At 60.4% G+C, this 16,071-nt stretch carries 13 protein-coding genes; all 13 read left to right on the top strand.

Going from position 1 to position 16,071, the window contains the following annotated elements; translation table 11 throughout:
- The first annotated feature begins 13 nt into the window (after positions 1-13).
- The 13 genes from uppS (at position 14) to ACYAR8_RS09910 (ending at position 16,064) form a co-directional block, all read left to right on the top strand.
- Complete coding sequence (uppS, locus tag ACYAR8_RS09970) at positions 14-769, top strand: polyprenyl diphosphate synthase (protein ID WP_074891303.1); 756 nt, start codon at positions 14-16, stop codon at positions 767-769.
- Entirely contained in the window at positions 769-1,587 is an 819-nt protein-coding gene (locus tag ACYAR8_RS09965; protein ID WP_074891301.1) for a phosphatidate cytidylyltransferase, read from the top strand. Before uppS ends, ACYAR8_RS09965 begins: the two co-directional genes overlap by 1 nt.
- On the top strand, positions 1,584-2,774 hold the full coding sequence (gene ispC, locus ACYAR8_RS09960; RefSeq protein ID WP_463579758.1) for a 1-deoxy-D-xylulose-5-phosphate reductoisomerase: 1,191 nt from the start codon (positions 1,584-1,586) through the stop codon (positions 2,772-2,774). The genes ACYAR8_RS09965 and ispC overlap by 4 nt, the downstream gene beginning before the upstream one ends.
- 87 nt (positions 2,775-2,861) lie before the next feature.
- The gene (gene rseP, locus ACYAR8_RS09955; protein WP_074891298.1) at positions 2,862-4,214 is read left to right on the top strand and encodes an RIP metalloprotease RseP; all 1,353 of its coding nucleotides are present in this window, start codon (positions 2,862-2,864) and stop codon (positions 4,212-4,214) included.
- A gap of 75 nt (positions 4,215-4,289) precedes the next feature.
- Positions 4,290-6,668, top strand: coding sequence for an outer membrane protein assembly factor BamA (gene bamA / locus ACYAR8_RS09950; RefSeq protein WP_074891296.1), 2,379 nt, complete (start codon positions 4,290-4,292; stop codon positions 6,666-6,668).
- Positions 6,669-6,714: 46 nt separating this feature from the next.
- Positions 6,715-7,218 (top strand): OmpH/Skp family outer membrane protein, encoded by a 504-nt coding sequence (locus ACYAR8_RS09945; RefSeq protein WP_037014235.1) that lies wholly within the window; start codon positions 6,715-6,717, stop codon positions 7,216-7,218.
- A gap of 4 nt (positions 7,219-7,222) precedes the next feature.
- Entirely contained in the window at positions 7,223-8,278 is a 1,056-nt protein-coding gene (gene lpxD, locus ACYAR8_RS09940; RefSeq protein ID WP_108120927.1) for a UDP-3-O-(3-hydroxymyristoyl)glucosamine N-acyltransferase, read from the top strand.
- Between the two features lie 112 nt (positions 8,279-8,390).
- Positions 8,391-8,831: a 3-hydroxyacyl-ACP dehydratase FabZ gene (gene fabZ / locus ACYAR8_RS09935; RefSeq protein ID WP_037014232.1), complete on the top strand. Its 441-nt coding sequence runs from the start codon at positions 8,391-8,393 to the stop codon at positions 8,829-8,831.
- A complete protein-coding gene (gene lpxA / locus ACYAR8_RS09930; RefSeq protein WP_463579757.1) occupies positions 8,828-9,604 on the top strand; it encodes an acyl-ACP--UDP-N-acetylglucosamine O-acyltransferase in 777 nt (258 codons plus the stop codon). Before fabZ ends, lpxA begins: the two co-directional genes overlap by 4 nt.
- Positions 9,605-9,606: 2 nt before the next feature.
- Complete coding sequence (gene lpxB / locus ACYAR8_RS09925; protein ID WP_463579756.1) at positions 9,607-10,743, top strand: lipid-A-disaccharide synthase; 1,137 nt, start codon at positions 9,607-9,609, stop codon at positions 10,741-10,743.
- A gap of 11 nt (positions 10,744-10,754) precedes the next feature.
- Entirely contained in the window at positions 10,755-11,396 is a 642-nt protein-coding gene (gene rnhB, locus ACYAR8_RS09920; protein ID WP_122622967.1) for a ribonuclease HII, read from the top strand.
- 71 nt (positions 11,397-11,467) lie between these two features.
- Positions 11,468-14,989, top strand: coding sequence for a DNA polymerase III subunit alpha (gene dnaE, locus ACYAR8_RS09915; RefSeq protein ID WP_463579755.1), 3,522 nt, complete (start codon positions 11,468-11,470; stop codon positions 14,987-14,989).
- A 127-nt stretch (positions 14,990-15,116) separates the two neighbouring features.
- On the top strand, positions 15,117-16,064 hold the full coding sequence (locus ACYAR8_RS09910) for an acetyl-CoA carboxylase carboxyltransferase subunit alpha (RefSeq protein WP_065989826.1): 948 nt from the start codon (positions 15,117-15,119) through the stop codon (positions 16,062-16,064).
- The last annotated feature ends 7 nt before the right edge of the window (positions 16,065-16,071 follow it).

Genomic DNA, 16,071 nt, shown 5'->3' with positions numbered 1-16,071 from the left:
CCGGGAAGCTTTCATGGATAAGACAAAGCTGGCTGCGCCGGCATCGGTGCCGCGTCATGTCGCGATCATCATGGACGGGAACAATCGCTGGGCCAAGAAGCGTCTGCTGCCCGGTGTAGCAGGCCACAAGGCCGGCGTGGACGCTGTTCGTGCGGTGATTGAGGTCTGCGCCGAGGCCAAGGTCGAGGTGCTGACCTTGTTCGCGTTCTCCAGCGAGAACTGGCAGCGCCCGGCGGAAGAAGTCGGCGCGCTGATGGAGTTGTTCTTCACGGCGCTGCGTCGCGAAACCAAGCGCTTGAACGAGAACGGCATCAGCCTGCGGATCATTGGTGACCGTTCGCGGTTTCACCCCGAGCTTCAGGCCGCCATACGCGAAGCCGAGCAGCGCACGGCTGAAAACAGCCGCTTCGTTCTGCAGATCGCCGCCAATTACGGCGGTCAGTGGGATATTGCTCAGGCTGCCCAGCGGCTGGCCCGTGAGGTTCAGGCCGGCCACTTGCGACCGGAAGACATCACACCGGAGCTGCTGCAGACGTGCCTGGCCACCGGCGACCTGCCGTTGCCCGACCTCTGCATCCGCACGGGTGGCGAGCACCGCATTAGCAATTTCCTGCTCTGGCAGCTGGCCTATGCCGAGCTGTATTTCTCCGACCTGTTCTGGCCGGACTTCAAACACGATGCCATGCGCACTGCGCTGGCCGATTTCGCTTCTCGCCAACGCCGCTTCGGGAAAACCAGCGAGCAGGTAGAAGCTGGAGCCCGCGCTTAATGCTTAAACAACGAATCATCACTGCGCTGATCCTTGCGCCGCTGGCCCTGTGCGGTTTTTTTCTTCTGACAGGCGGTAGCTTCGCATTGTTCATCGGCGCGGTCGTCGTGCTTGGCGCCTGGGAATGGGCGCGGCTTTCCGGCTTCGAAGCGCAATCGGCCCGCGTTCTGTACGCAGTGGTGGTCGCTGTGCTGCTGTTTCTGTTGTACCTGCTGCCCGACCTTGCGCCGTGGCTGCTGGTGGCAGCGCTGATCTGGTGGCTGGTGGCAACCTGGCTGGTGCTCACTTTTCCCGAGTCCAGCGAGCATTGGTCCAGCGCCATCTGCAAGCTGCTGATCGGTTTGCTGATACTGCTGCCGGCATGGCAGGGGCTGGTGCTGATCAAGCAAATGCCGCTGGGCAACTGGCTGATCCTGTCGGTGATGATTCTGGTGTGGGGTGCCGACATCGGCGCCTACTTCTCCGGCAAGGCATTCGGCAAGCGCAAGCTGGCGCCGAAGGTCAGCCCGGGCAAAAGCTGGGAAGGCCTTTATGGTGGTCTGGCGACGTGCCTGCTGATCACTGCGGTGGTGGGTGTTTACCGCGGCTGGTCACTGGGCGAAATCATCTTCGCGTTGGTGTGTGCTGCCATTGTCGTGCTGATTTCGGTCGTTGGTGATCTCACCGAGAGCATGTTCAAGCGCAAATCCGGGGTAAAGGACAGCAGCAACCTGCTGCCGGGCCACGGCGGCGTGCTCGATCGCATCGACAGCCTGACCGCCGCCATTCCGGTATTCGCCTTGCTGCTCTGGGCTGCCCGGGACTGGGGCGTGATGTGAGTACGCCTCAGCTCATTACCGTGCTTGGCGCAACGGGCTCTGTGGGTCTGAGCACGCTGGACGTCATCGCGCGGCATCCGGCGCGTTACCAGGTATTTGCTCTGACGGGTTACACCCGCCTGGCCGAGCTGTTGGCGTTGTGCGTGCGTCATACACCGCAGTTCGCCGTGGTTCCGACGACGGCTGCCGCCAGGCAACTGCAGGACGACCTGCGTGCGGCCGGTCTCGATACGCGCGTGCTGGTGGGGGAGGGCGGGCTCTGCGAAGTGTCTGCTCACCCTCTGGTTGATACGGTGCTGGCCGCGATCGTCGGTGCGGCCGGTTTGCGCCCGACCCTTGCCGCTGTCGAAGCGGGCAAGAAAGTCCTGCTGGCCAACAAGGAAGCGCTGGTCATGTCCGGCGCCTTGTTCATGCAGGCTGTTCGCCGCAGTGGCACGGTACTGCTGCCGCTCGACAGCGAGCACAACGCGATCTTCCAGTGCCTGCCGCGTGATTACGAGAGCGGTCTGGAGAAGGTCGGCGTCAGACGCATTCTGCTGACCGCATCCGGTGGCCCGTTCCGTCAGACACCACTCGTCGATCTGGAGCACGTCTCTCCGGATCAGGCCTGTGCCCATCCCAACTGGTCCATGGGTCGCAAGATCTCCGTCGACTCCGCCAGCATGATGAACAAGGGCCTTGAGCTGATCGAAGCCTGCTGGCTGTTCGACACGACGCCCGCGCGGATCGAGGTGGTGATTCACCCGCAGAGCGTGATCCATTCGATGGTCGATTACGTCGACGGCTCGGTGCTGGCGCAGTTGGGCAATCCCGACATGCGCACGCCGATTGCCCACGCGCTTGCATGGCCGGAACGAATCGATTCGGGCGTTGCGCCGCTGGATCTGTTCAGTATTGCGCGGCTGGACTTTGAAGCACCGGACGAAGTGCGCTTCCCATGCCTGCGTCTGGCGCGGCAAGCTGCTGAGGCGGGCGACAGTGCGCCTGCGGTGCTGAATGCTGCCAATGAAATCGCGGTCGCTGCGTTTCTGGACCAGCGCATTCGCTACCCGGAAATCGCGAGTATGATCGACGAGGTTTTAAACCTTGAGCCTGTGGTCGCCGTGTCTGACCTGGAAACGGTTTTCGAGATTGATGCACGTGCCCGCTCGCTGGCCGGGCAATGGCTGGACCGTAATGGGCGCTAGGCAGTCGTTCAAGGCGGCAACGTTTTCAATGATTCGCACGCAATGTGGGCTTAAACGCACCGTTAGATCGGTACCCGGAGGGCAGCGATGAGCGCGCTATACATGATTGTCGGCACCCTGGTTGCGCTGGGCGTGCTGGTGACGTTTCACGAATTCGGTCACTTCTGGGTGGCGCGTCGCTGTGGTGTCAAGGTTCTGCGTTTCTCGGTGGGCTTTGGCATGCCGTTGTTGCGCTGGAGTGATCGCCAGGGCACCGAATACGTCGTGGCGGCGATTCCCCTCGGCGGCTACGTGAAAATGCTCGATGAACGGGAGGGTGACGTGCCCCCCGAGCTGGCTGATCAATCTTTTAACCGCAAGTCGGTTTACCAGCGCATCGCTATCGTGATTGCGGGCCCGGTCGCCAACTTTCTGCTGGCGATTGTATTTTTCTGGGTACTCGCAATGCTGGGTAGCCAGCAGGTCCGGCCCGTCGTGGGCGGCGTCGAACCAGGCAGTATTGCGGAAAAGGCCGGGCTGAGTTCCGGTCAGGAAATTGTCTCGGTTGATGGTGAGGCTGTTACCGGATGGGCAGGCGTTAACCTGCAACTGGTACGTCGTCTGGGTGAGAGCGGCAGCATCGCGTTGAAGGTTCGCGAACAGGGTTCTGATGTGGAGACCCCGCGTTCGCTGGCGCTGAACGACTGGCTCAAGGGCGCAGCCGAGCCGGACCCGATTCGTTCGCTGGGTATTCGTCCGTGGCGTCCGGCCCTGCCGCCGGTTCTGGCAGAGCTTGATCCCAAAGGTCCCGCACAAACCGCAGGCCTCAAAACCGGCGACCGCCTGCTGGCCCTCAACGACGAGCCAGTCGACGAATGGCAGAAGGTCGTGGACTGGGTTCGTGTCCACCCCGATACGCGGATTTCGGTGCGCGTCGAGCGTGACGGCGCGCAGTTGGAGGTACCCGTCGATCTGGTTACACGTGGCGAAGGCCCTGCGGCGACCGGGTATCTCGGTGCCGGCGTGAAAGGCGTGGATTGGCCGCCGGAGATGTTGCGCGAGGTCAGCTACGGGCCTGTAGCCGCCGTCGCAGAAGGCGCGCGGCGTACCTGGACCATGAGCGTGCTGACGCTCGATTCGCTGAAGAAAATGTTGTTCGGCGAGCTCTCGGTAAAAAACTTGAGCGGACCGATAACCATTGCTAAAGTGGCGGGCGCTTCGGCCCAGTCAGGCATAGGTGACTTCCTGAATTTCCTCGCTTATCTGAGCATAAGCCTGGGTGTTCTCAATTTGCTGCCCATACCCGTGCTGGATGGGGGGCACTTGCTGTTTTATCTGATCGAGTGGGCGCGTGGTCGACCACTGTCAGAGAAGGTGCAGGGCTGGGGGGTTCAGATCGGTATCAGTCTGGTGGTTGGAGTGATGTTGCTCGCACTGGTCAACGATCTGGGACGACTGTAAAAGCTACGCCGAATTGTGAATCTGCCGCATTTTGCGGCAGTTTGTTTATTGCCAGTTGGAATAAGAAAGGACTTCATGAAACGTCTGCTGCTAACTGCGGTTCTTGCCGTACTGATGATCGCCGAAGTTCACGCCGAGTCCTTCACTATCTCCGATATCCGTGTCAACGGTCTGCAGCGGGTTTCCGCCGGCAGCGTGTTTGGTGCGCTGCCGTTGAACGTGGGTGAACAGGCCGATGATGGGCGTCTCGTTGACGCAACTCGCGCGCTGTTCAAAACCGGATTTTTCCAGGACATCCAGCTGGGCCGCGACGGTAACGTCCTGGTCATCACAGTTGTCGAGCGTCCGTCGGTTTCGAGTATCGAGATCGAAGGCAACAAAGCGATCACCACTGAGGACCTGATGAAGGGTCTGAAGCAGTCGGGTCTGGCCGAAGGCGAGATCTTCCAGCGTGCAACGCTGGAAGGCGTCCGCAACGAGCTGCAACGTCAGTACGTTGCGCAAGGCCGCTACTCTGCAGAAGTCGCCACCGAAGTCGTGCCGCAGCCGCGTAACCGCGTGGGTCTGAAGATCAACATCAATGAAGGCGCGGTCGCGGCCATCCAGCACATCAACGTGGTGGGCAACTCGGTCTTCCCTGAAGACGATCTGGTTGACCTCTTCGAACTGAAAACCACCAACTGGCTTTCCTTCTTCAAGAACGACGACAAGTACGCCCGTGAAAAACTCTCCGGCGACCTGGAACGTCTGCGTTCGTACTACCTTGACCGCGGCTATATCAACATGGATATCGCCTCGACCCAGGTCTCCATCACGCCCGACAAGAAGAGCGTGTACATCACCGTCAACATTCATGAGGGCGAGAAGTACAGCGTCAAGTCGGTCAAGCTGAGCGGCGACCTCAAGGTGCCTGAAGATCAGGTCAAGTCGCTGCTGCTGGTCAAGCCGGGCCAGGTGTTCTCCCGCAAGGTCATGACCACCACGTCCGAACTGATAACCCGTCGTTTGGGTAACGAGGGTTACACCTTCGCCAACGTTAACGGTGTGCCGACGCCGAACGATGAAGACCACACGGTCGATATCACCTTCGTTGTCGATCCGGGCAAACGTGCTTACGTGAACCGCATCAACTTCCGCGGCAACACCAAGACAGCGGACGAAGTGCTGCGTCGCGAGATGCGCCAGATGGAAGGCGGCTGGGCATCCACTTACCTGATCGACCAGTCCAAGACCCGTCTTGACCGTCTGGGCTTCTTCAAGGAAGTGAACGTTGAAACCCCGGCGGTGCCTGGCACCGACGATCAGGTTGATGTGAACTACGCTGTTGAAGAGCAGGCGTCCGGTTCGATCACCGCCAGTGTCGGCTTTGCGCAGAGCGCGGGCCTTATCCTGGGTGGTTCCATCAGCCAGAACAACTTCCTGGGTACCGGTAACAAAGTCAGCATCGGCCTGACCAAAAGTGAATACCAGACCCGTTACAACTTTAGCTACGTCGATCCGTACTTCACGCCGGATGGGGTGAGCCTCGGCTACAGCGCGTTCTACCGCAAGACCAACTACGACGACCTCGACGTCGACGTGGCGAGCTACTCGGTAGACAGCCTGGGTGCCGGTATCAACATGGGCTACCCGATCAGCGAAACCTCTCGCCTGAACTTCGGCCTGTCGGTACAGAAAGACGAGCTGAGCACGGGCAGGTACACCGTTGACGAGATCTTCGACTTCATCAACAGAGAAGGCGACAGCTTCACCAACTTCAAGGCGTCGGTAGGCTGGTCCGAGTCCACCTTGAACAAAGGCACACTGCCAACCCGTGGTAGCTCCCAGAGCCTGACCCTGGAAACCACCATTCCGGGCAGCGACCTGTCGTTCTACAAGCTTGATTATCGCGGCCAGTTGTTCCACCCGATCACCAACAACTACACCCTGCGCCTGCACTCTGAGCTGGGTTACGGCGACGGTTATGGCTCGACGTCCGGTCTGCCGTTCTACGAGAACTACTACGCGGGTGGCTTCAACTCGGTACGTGGCTTCAAGGACAGTACGCTGGGCCCGCGCAGTACACCAAGTAGTGGCCGTGCAGGCAGTGGCACCCTTGCCGACCCGGACCAGGATCCGCTGCCGTTCGGTGGTAACGTCCTCATCACTGGCGGTGCGGAAATCCTGTTCCCGCTGCCGTTCATCAAGGACCAGCGTTCGCTGCGTACCTCGCTGTTCTGGGACGTGGGTAACGTTTTCAACACCAACTGCGGCTCGCAGAAGACCACGACCGATGGTCAGAAGGTCGAGTGCAACGGCCCAGAGTTGTCGGGTCTGGCCAGTTCGGTCGGTGTGGGCGTGACGTGGGTCACAGCATTGGGTCCGTTGAGTTTTGCACTGGCGATGCCGGTCAAGAAACCGGACGACAGCACCGAAACCCAGGTCTTCCAATTCTCTCTCGGTCAGACCTTCTAAGGGTCTGATCACTGCTAACGACAACGGATTCTGTAGGAGTTACATCGTGCGTAAGTTGACCCAATTGGCATTGCTGGCAACGGTTCTGATCGCAGGCCCGGCATTTGCTGACATGAAGATCGCTGTACTGAACTACCAAATGGCCCTGCTCGAATCCGACGCGGCCAAACGGTACGCGGTAGATGCAGAGAAAAAATTCGGTCCTCAGTTGACCAAACTGAAGGCTCTGGAAAGCAGCGCCAAAGGTATTCAGGATCGTCTGGTCGCCGGTGGCGACAAAATGGCCCAGCCTGAGCGCGAGCGTCTGGAGCTGGACTTCAAGCAAAAGGCCCGTGACTTCCAGTTCCAGTCCAAAGAGCTGAACGAAGCCAAGGCAGTCGCTGACCGCGACATGCTCAAGCAACTCAAGCCCAAGCTGGACCAGGCCGTAGAAGAAGTCATCAAGAAAGGCGGCTTTGACCTAGTGTTCGAGCGCGGTGCCGTGATTGACGTCAAGCCGCAATATGACGTCACTCGCCAGGTTATCGAGCGCATGAATCAGCTGAAGTAAGTTAATGACCGCGACCATCACACTCGGCCAATTGGCCGAGTTCCTCGGCGCCACCCTGCGTGGCCCGGCGGACAAGCAAATCACAGGACTGGCAACCTTGCAGGAAGCCGGTCCTGATCAGGTCAGTTTTCTGGCCAATCCTCAGTACCGAAAATTCCTCGCGACCACCCAGGCCGCTGCCGTGCTGCTCAAGCCGGCGGATGCTGAAGGGTACGCCGCCGACGCATTGCTGGTGCCTGATCCTTACCTTGCGTACGCCCGTATTTCCCATCTGTTCGATCCCAAGCCCAAGGCTCCTGTCGGCGTACACCCGACGGCGGTGGTGGCGGCGGACGCGTTCGTCGACCCGGCTGCCAGTGTGGGTGCCTATGCGGTGATCGAGAGCGGCGCACGGATTGCGGCGGGCGTGACCATTGGTGCGCAGTGCTTCATCGGTGCGCGCAGCGTGATCGGCGAGGGCGGCTGGCTTGCCCCCCGTGTCACGCTGTACCACGACGTCCGTATCGGGCAGCGTGTGGTGATCCAGTCCGGTGCGGTGTTGGGCGGTGAAGGTTTCGGCTTCGCCAACGAGAAAGGCGTCTGGCAGAAGATCGCGCAGATTGGCGGCGTGACCATTGGTGACGATGTCGAGATTGGCGTGAACACCGCCATCGACCGCGGCGCCATGGATGACACCCGGATCGGCAATGGCGTGAAGCTGGATAACCAGATTCAGATCGCTCACAACGTCCAGATCGGCGATCACACGGCCATGGCCGCGTGCGTCGGCATTTCGGGCAGCGCCAAGATCGGCAAGCATTGCATGCTCGCGGGCGGTGTCGGGCTGGTGGGGCATATCGAGATTTGCGACGGGGTTTTCGTCACCGGCATGACCATGGTCACCCGGTCGATCACCGAGCCCGGCTCGTATTCTTCGGGGACGGCGATGCAGCCGGCTGCGGAGTGGCGCAAGAGCGCGGCACGCATGCGTCATCTCGACGACATGGCGCGACGCCTGCAGCACCTGGAAAAGATTGTCGAGGCAGTGACCTCAGGCGGTAAAGCTTCATCTGATGGCTGATACCTTTTTCTTATCAAGCGTGCACAGCCGATAAACTGCCTCCTTGATTTGCTAGAGGAGTGACGCGCGTTAGTCGCGCCCTCCCACTCTTTACTACAGGCTTCCTTTCGAAATGATGGACATCAACGAAATCCGCGAATATCTGCCGCACCGTTACCCGTTCCTGCTTGTGGACCGTGTGGTGGAGCTGGATGTCGAGACCAAGAGCATTCGTGCCTACAAGAATGTCAGCATCAACGAGCCTTTCTTCAACGGTCACTTTCCTCAGCACCCGATCATGCCGGGCGTGCTGATTATCGAGGCCATGGCTCAAGCTGCCGGCATCCTGGGCTTCAAAATGCTCGATGTGAAGCCTGCCGATGGCACCCTGTATTACTTCGTCGGCTCCGACAAACTGCGCTTCCGCCAGCCAGTGCTACCAGGCGATCAGTTGATCCTCGAAGCGAAGTTCCTGAGCTGCAAGCGGCAGATCTGGAAGTTCGAGTGCCAGGCATCGGTTGATGGCAAGCCGGTATGCTCGGCTGAAATCATCTGTGCGGAACGCAAACTATGAGTTTGGTTGACTCTCGCGCAATCATCGATCCGACGGCCGTGCTGGCCGACAAGGTGGAGGTCGGCCCGTGGTCGATCGTCGGACCTGGTGTGGAAATCGGCGAGGGTACAGTGATCGGTCCGCATGTGATTCTGCGCGGCCCGACCAAGATCGGTAAACACAACCACATCTACCAGTTTTCTTCGGTGGGTGAGGACACGCCTGATCTGAAATACAAAGGGGAAGCGACGCGTCTCGTGATCGGTGACCACAACGTCATCCGCGAAGGCGTGACGATCCACCGTGGCACCATTCAGGACCGTGCGGAAACCACCCTCGGTGATCACAACCTGATCATGGCGTACGCGCACATCGGTCATGACAGCGTCATCGGCAACCACTGCATTCTGGTCAACAACACGGCGTTGGCTGGCCATGTGCACGTGGATGACTGGGCCATTCTGTCCGGGTTTACCCTGGTGCATCAGTACTGCCACATCGGCGCGCACAGCTTTTCCGGCATGGGCACTGCCATCGGCAAGGACGTTCCCGCGTTCGTCACCGTGTTCGGCAACCCGGCCGAAGCCCGCAGCATGAACTTCGAAGGGATGCGCCGTCGGGGCTTCTCCGAAGAATCGATTCATGCGCTGCGCCGCGCGTACAAAACCGTCTACCGTCAGGGCCTGACAGTGGAGCAGGCGATCGTCGAGCTGAGCGAACCCGCTGCGCAGTTCCCTGAAGTCGAGCTGTTCCTCAAGTCCATCCAGTCCTCGACTCGCGGCATCACCCGCTGACCATGGCTCGGTTGCGTATTGCGCTGGTGGCCGGAGAGGCCTCCGGCGACATTCTCGGCTCCGGCTTGATGCGTGCGATCAAGTCACGGCATCCGGACGCCGAATTCATCGGTGTTGGCGGACCGCTCATGGAAGCACAGGGCATGACGTCGTATTTTCCGATGGAGCGCTTGTCGGTCATGGGCCTCGTGGAAGTGCTGGGTCGCCTCAAAGAACTGCTCGCTCGTCGCAAGCTGCTGATTCAGACCCTCATCGACGAAAAGCCGGACGTGTTCATCGGCATCGACGCGCCGGACTTCACCCTCAACATCGAGCTCAAGCTGCGTCAGGCCGGCATCAAGACCGTTCATTACGTCAGCCCGTCCGTGTGGGCGTGGCGGCAGAAGCGTGTCCTGAAGATCCGCGATGGCTGCGACCTGATGCTGACCCTGCTGCCGTTCGAAGCTCGTTTTTACGAAGAGCAAGGCGTGCCGGTGCGCTTTGTCGGGCATCCGTTGGCCGACACCATTGCGCTGCAGGCGGATCAAGTGGCCGCGCGCGCTGAACTCGGGTTTGGCGAAGGCCCTGTGGTGGCGTTGATGCCGGGCAGTCGCGGCGGCGAAGTCGGGCGTCTCGGTGCGCTGTTTTTCGACGCGGCCGAGCGCCTGATGACTGCGCGTCCCGACATCCGTTTCGTGTTGCCGTGTGCCAGCCCTCAACGCCGTGAACAGATCGAGCAACTGCTGCAAGGGCGCGAATTGCCCCTGACGCTGCTCGACGGTCAGTCCCATGTGGCGTTGGCAGCGTGTAATGCCGTGCTGATCGCTTCCGGGACCGCGACCCTTGAAGCACTGCTGTACAAACGACCGATGGTGGTAGCCTATCGCCTGGCGCCACTGACCTACTGGATACTCAAGCGGATGGTGAAAAGTCCGTACGTGTCGCTGCCGAACCTGCTGGCCCAGCGCATGCTGGTCCCGGAGCTTCTGCAGGACGCGGCGACCGCCGAGGCTCTGGCGCAGACGCTGTTGCCGTTGCTGGACAACGGCGACGCACAGACAGCCGGCTTCGACGCGATTCACCGAACCTTGCGTCGCGATGCCTCCAATCAGGCCGCCGAAGCGGTGTTGAACCTGATTGGCGCAACGCCTTCACAATGAGCAGGCAATCAATGCAAATGGGTCTGGACTTCAATCTCGTCGAGGATCTGGTCGCCGGTGTCGACGAAGTCGGCCGTGGCCCACTGTGTGGCGCCGTTGTCACCGCGGCGGTCATTCTTGACCCCAAGCGCCCGATTCTGGGGCTGAACGATTCGAAGAAGCTCACCGAAGCCAAGCGCGAAAGACTGTTCGACGAGATTTGCGAGAAAGCACTGTGCTGGCACATCGCGCGGGCTGAAGTCGAAGAGATCGATGAGCTGAATATTCTTCACGCCACCATGCTGGCGATGAAGCGCGCCGTAGAAGGTTTGATCATCACGCCGAAACTGGCGCTGATCGACGGCAATCGCTGCCCGCAGCTGTCGGTGCCCAGCGCGCCGGTCATTCAGGGCGATGCCCACGTGCCGGCCATTGCCGCCGCGTCGATTCTGGCCAAGGTCAGTCGCGATCGGGAAATGGCGCGCATGGAGCTGCTTTATCCGGGCTACGGCATCGGCGGCCATAAAGGTTATCCCACGGCCGTGCACCTTGAAGCACTGGCGCGCCTGGGTCCTACGCCCATTCACCGGCGTTCCTTTGGCCCGGTCCGTCAAGCCTGGGCGGCGCGGGACATGATGGTCTCCACCGGCTTCATGTCGCTGCCACTCAGTTGATCGCGGGCTGATGTTTTTCTGAATGGCCGGTACAATCCGGCCTTCGTTTTTTGTGCACCATAGGATCACCCATGCCGGCTTCTTTCGTTCATCTACGCCTGCACACCGAATACTCCCTCGTTGATGGTCTGGTCCGAGTAAAACCCTTGGTCAAAGCGCTCACGGCCATGAACATGCCGGCCGTGGCGGTGACCGACCAGCACAACATGTGTTCGTTGGTGAAATTCTATAAGGCCGCCATGGGTGCAGGCATCAAGCCGATCTGCGGGGCCGACATCTGGCTGGCCGGACGCGACCGCGATGCACCGCTGAGCCGTCTCAGCCTGCTGGTGATGAACCCCAAAGGCTACCTCAACCTCACCGAACTGATTTCCCGGGGCTTCATGCACGGCCAGCGCAATGGTCTGGTAGTGATCGAGCGCGAGTGGGTCGCCGAAGCCAGCGAAGGGTTGATTGCCCTGTCTGCGGCGAAGGAAGGCGAGATCGGCATGGCCCTCCTCGGCGGCAATCCGGCCGAAGCCGACGAGCTGCTGAAGGAGTGGCTGACGGTCTTCCAGGACCGCTTCTACATCGAAGTCCAGCGTACCAACCGCATCAATGATGAAGAACACCTGCACGCGGCCGTCGCCCTGGCCGAGCGCCATGGCGTGCCGCTGGTTGCCAGCAACGACGTGCGCTTCATCAAGCAGGAAGATTTCGAAGCCCACGAAACCCGTGTGTGCATTGGTGAAGGCCGCGCGCTGGACGACCCGCGCCGCTCGCACAACTACAGCGATCAGCAGTACCTGAAGAGCGCGGAGGAGATGGCCGAGCTGTTCAGCGACCTGCCGGACGCCCTCGCCAACACCGTCGAGATCGCCAAGCGCTGCAACATCGACGTCAAGCTGGGCACGCACTTTCTGCCCAACTTCCCTATCCCCGATGGCATGACCATCGACGAATATTTCCGCAAGGTGTCCTTCGAGGGGCTGGAAGAGCGCCTCGCCGTGCTCTGGCCGAGAGAGACCACGCCGGACTACGAGGCCAAGCGACAGGTCTATGTCGACCGCCTGAATTTCGAGCTGGATATCATCATCCAGATGGGGTTCCCCGGTTACTTCCTGATCGTTATGGACTTCATCCAGTGGGCCAAGAGCAACGGCGTGCCGGTGGGGCCGGGCCGAGGGTCGGGTGCCGGCTCGCTGGTGGCCTACGTGCAGAAGATCACCGACCTCGACCCGCTGGAATATGACCTGCTGTTCGAACGTTTCCTTAACCCAGAGCGGGTCTCCATGCCCGACTTCGACGTCGACTTCTGCATGGACGGTCGCGATCGGGTCATCGAGTACGTGGCCGAAAAATACGGCCGCAACGCGGTCAGCCAGATCATCACATTTGGTTCCATGGCCGCGAAGGCGGTGGTCCGGGACGTGGCGCGGGTGCAGGGCAAGTCCTACGGATTGGCTGATCGTCTGTCCAAGATGATTCCCTTCGAAGTCGGCATGACCCTGGAAAAAGCCTACGAGCAGGAAGAGATCCTGCGCGACTTCCTCAAGGTGGATGAGGAAGCGGCCGAAATCTGGGAAATGGCGCGCAAGCTGGAAGGCGTTGTGCGTAACGTCGGCAAGCACGCCGGCGGCGTGGTCATCGCGCCCACCAAACTGACTGACTTCTCGGCGATCTACTGCGATGAAGAGGGCGGCGGCCTGGTCACCCAGTTCGACAAGGATGACGTCGAGGCAGCAGGTCTGGTGAAGTTCGACTTCCTGGGTCTGCGCACCCTGACCATCATCGACTGGGCACTGAAGACGATTAACCGCGAACGCGCCAAGGTCGACGAAGAGCCCCTCGACATCGCGTTCATCCCGCTGGACGACATGCCGACCTACGAGCTGCTGCAGCGCGCCGAAACCACCGCCGTGTTCCAGCTTGAATCCCGCGGCATGAAAGAGCTGATCAAAAAGCTCAAGCCTGACTGTCTGGAAGACTTGATCGCACTGGTTGCGCTGTTCCGTCCGGGTCCTTTGCAATCGGGCATGGTCGACGACTTCATCAACCGTAAACACGGCCGTGCGGAGCTGTCGTACCCCCACGTCGACTACCAGTACGAAGGCCTCAAGCCGGTGCTTGCGCCGACGTACGGCATCATCCTGTACCAGGAACAGGTGATGCAGATTGCCCAGGTCATGGCCGGCTACACCCTCGGCGGCGCTGACATGCTCCGTCGTGCAATGGGTAAAAAGAAGCCCGAGGAAATGGCCAAGCAGCGCGGCGGTTTCATCGAGGGTTGCAAGACCAACAACATCGACCCGGACCTGGCCGGTAACATTTTCGACCTGGTAGAGAAGTTCGCCGGTTACGGTTTCAACAAGTCGCACTCGGCGGCCTACGGGCTGGTGTCGTACCAGACCGCCTGGCTCAAGCGTCACTACCCGGCGCCGTTCATGGCGGCGGTGCTTTCAGCTGACATGCACAACACCGACAAGGTTGTGACCTTGATCGAAGAAGTGCGGATCATGAAGCTGCGTCTGGATGCGCCGGACGTGAACAACTCCGAGTTCAAGTTCACCGTGAACGACGACGGCCGTATCGTCTATGGTCTCGGCGCGATCAAAGGGGTCGGCGAAGGCCCGGTGGAAGCGATCACCGAAGCGCGTCAGGAAGGCCCGTTCGCCGACCTGTTCGATTTCTGCGCCCGCATCGACCTCAAGCGCGTGAACAAGCGCACGCTCGATGGCCTGATTCGCAGTGGTGCCCTGGACCGTCTCGGCCCGTTCTTCTATGACGAGCCAAAACAGTATCAAGCCAATATCGACCGTAACCGCGGCGTCCTGCTGGCCGCACTCGAAGAAGCCATTCAGGCCGCCGAGCAGACCGCGCGCAGCCACGACAGCGGCCATGCCGATCTCTTCGGCGGCCTGTTCGTCGAAGCCGACGCCGACGTTTACGCGAACCATCGCAGCGCCAAAGAGGTCACTCTCAAAGAGCGTCTGCGTGGCGAGAAAGAAACCCTGGGCCTTTACCTGACCGGGCACCCGATCGATGAATACGAAGGCGAGATACGCCGCTTCGCGCGCCAGCGTATCGTTGATCTCAAGCCCTCGCGGGAAACCCAGACCATCGCCGGCCTGATCATCGCCCTGCGGGTGATGAAGAACAAAAAGGGCGACAAGATGGGCTTCATCACCCTGGACGATCGTTCGGGGCGTATCGAAGCCTCGCTCTTTGCCGATTCGTTCCAGGCAGCCCAGTCGCTGCTGCAAACCGACGCGATGGTGGTGGTGGAAGGGGAGGTCAGCACCGATGATTTCTCCGGCGGCCTGCGGTTACGTGCCAAACGGGTGATGAGCCTGGAAGAAGCGCGTACCGGGCTGGCGGAGAGCCTGCGTCTTAACGTGCGTGCCGAAGCGCTCAAGGGCGACCGGCTGCGCTGGCTGGGAGAACTGTGCAAGAAACACCGCGGCGCGTGCCCGATCACCCTCGACTACACCGGGCAGGAAGCCAAGGCACTGCTGCAGTTCGGCGAAGCGTGGCGAATCGATCCCGCAGACAGCCTGATCCAGGCGCTGCGTGACCAGTTCGGACGAGAGAACGTCTTCCTGCAGTATCGCTGACACCGATCAGCTCAATATTGATGACTCGACACTTTAAACTCGACCGAAAGGCGCCTGCTCCATTAAGGTATGGCGCTTATCGGATCAACCGGCCGGCCTCTTGGCCGTCGACCCAAGACGGATGCCTATGAACCCGAATTTTCTGGATTTCGAACAGCCGATTGCTGACCTGCAAGCCAAGATTGAAGAGCTGCGTCTGGTAGGCAATGACAACTCGCTGAACATCGGCGATGAAATCTCTCGACTGCAAGAGAAGAGCAATACGCTCACCGAAAGCATTTTCGGCAACCTGACCAGTTGGCAGATCGCGCGCATGGCGCGTCATCCGCGTCGTCCGTACACGCTGGACTACATTCAACACATCTTCACCGAGTTCGACGAGCTGCATGGCGATCGCCATTTCTCCGACGACGCCGCCATCGTCGGCGGCATTGCCCGCTTGAACGACCAGCCGGTGATGGTGATCGGTCATCAGAAAGGCCGCGAAGTGCGCGAGAAGGTTCGCCGCAACTTCGGCATGCCGCGTCCTGAAGGCTACCGCAAGGCTTGCCGCCTGATGGAAATGGCCGAGCGCTTCAAGATGCCGATCCTGACCTTCATCGACACGCCGGGCGCTTATCCTGGCATCGACGCCGAAGAGCGTAACCAGAGCGAAGCCATCGCCTGGAACCTGCGCGTGATGGCGCGCCTCAAGACGCCGATCATTGCCACAGTCATCGGCGAAGGCGGTTCGGGCGGTGCACTGGCCATTGGCGTGTGCGATCAACTGAACATGCTGCAGTACTCGACCTACGCGGTAATCTCGCCGGAAGGTTGCGCGTCTATCCTGTGGAAAACCGCAGAGAAAGCGCCGGACGCTGCCGAAGCGATGGGCATCACTGCCGAACGCTTGAAAGGCCTGGGCATCGTTGACAAGGTGATCAATGAGCCACTGGGTGGCGCGCACCGTGATCCGGCCGCTGCCGCAGCCTTGATCCGCGAAGAATTGAGCAGCCAACTGAGCATGCTCCAGAAGTTCGATAACGACGCGCTGTTGGCCCGCCGTTACGACCGCCTGATGAGCTATGGCCTTTAACCGGACC

The organism is Pseudomonas sp. HP_01 (assembly GCF_055284355.1).
Note: the sequence above shows the minus strand (reverse complement) of the source record. Positions and strands in the feature narration are given on the sequence as shown.

Bases quoted from the DNA above. Each gene is read 5' to 3' on its own strand.
- uppS (WP_074891303.1), top strand. From the start codon at position 14: ATGGATAAGACAAAGCTGGCTGCGCCGGCATCGGTGCCGCGTCATGTC.
- ACYAR8_RS09965 (WP_074891301.1), top strand. From the start codon at position 769: ATGCTTAAACAACGAATCATCACTGCGCTGATCCTTGCGCCGCTGGCC.
- rseP (WP_074891298.1), top strand. From the start codon at position 2,862: ATGAGCGCGCTATACATGATTGTCGGCACCCTGGTTGCGCTGGGCGTG.
- bamA (WP_074891296.1), top strand. From the start codon at position 4,290: ATGAAACGTCTGCTGCTAACTGCGGTTCTTGCCGTACTGATGATCGCC.
- lpxD (WP_108120927.1), top strand. From the start codon at position 7,223: ATGACCGCGACCATCACACTCGGCCAATTGGCCGAGTTCCTCGGCGCC.
- fabZ (WP_037014232.1), top strand. From the start codon at position 8,391: ATGATGGACATCAACGAAATCCGCGAATATCTGCCGCACCGTTACCCG.
- lpxA (WP_463579757.1), top strand. From the start codon at position 8,828: ATGAGTTTGGTTGACTCTCGCGCAATCATCGATCCGACGGCCGTGCTG.
- lpxB (WP_463579756.1), top strand. From the start codon at position 9,607: ATGGCTCGGTTGCGTATTGCGCTGGTGGCCGGAGAGGCCTCCGGCGAC.
- rnhB (WP_122622967.1), top strand. From the start codon at position 10,755: ATGCAAATGGGTCTGGACTTCAATCTCGTCGAGGATCTGGTCGCCGGT.
- dnaE (WP_463579755.1), top strand. From the start codon at position 11,468: ATGCCGGCTTCTTTCGTTCATCTACGCCTGCACACCGAATACTCCCTC.
- ACYAR8_RS09910 (WP_065989826.1), top strand. From the start codon at position 15,117: ATGAACCCGAATTTTCTGGATTTCGAACAGCCGATTGCTGACCTGCAA.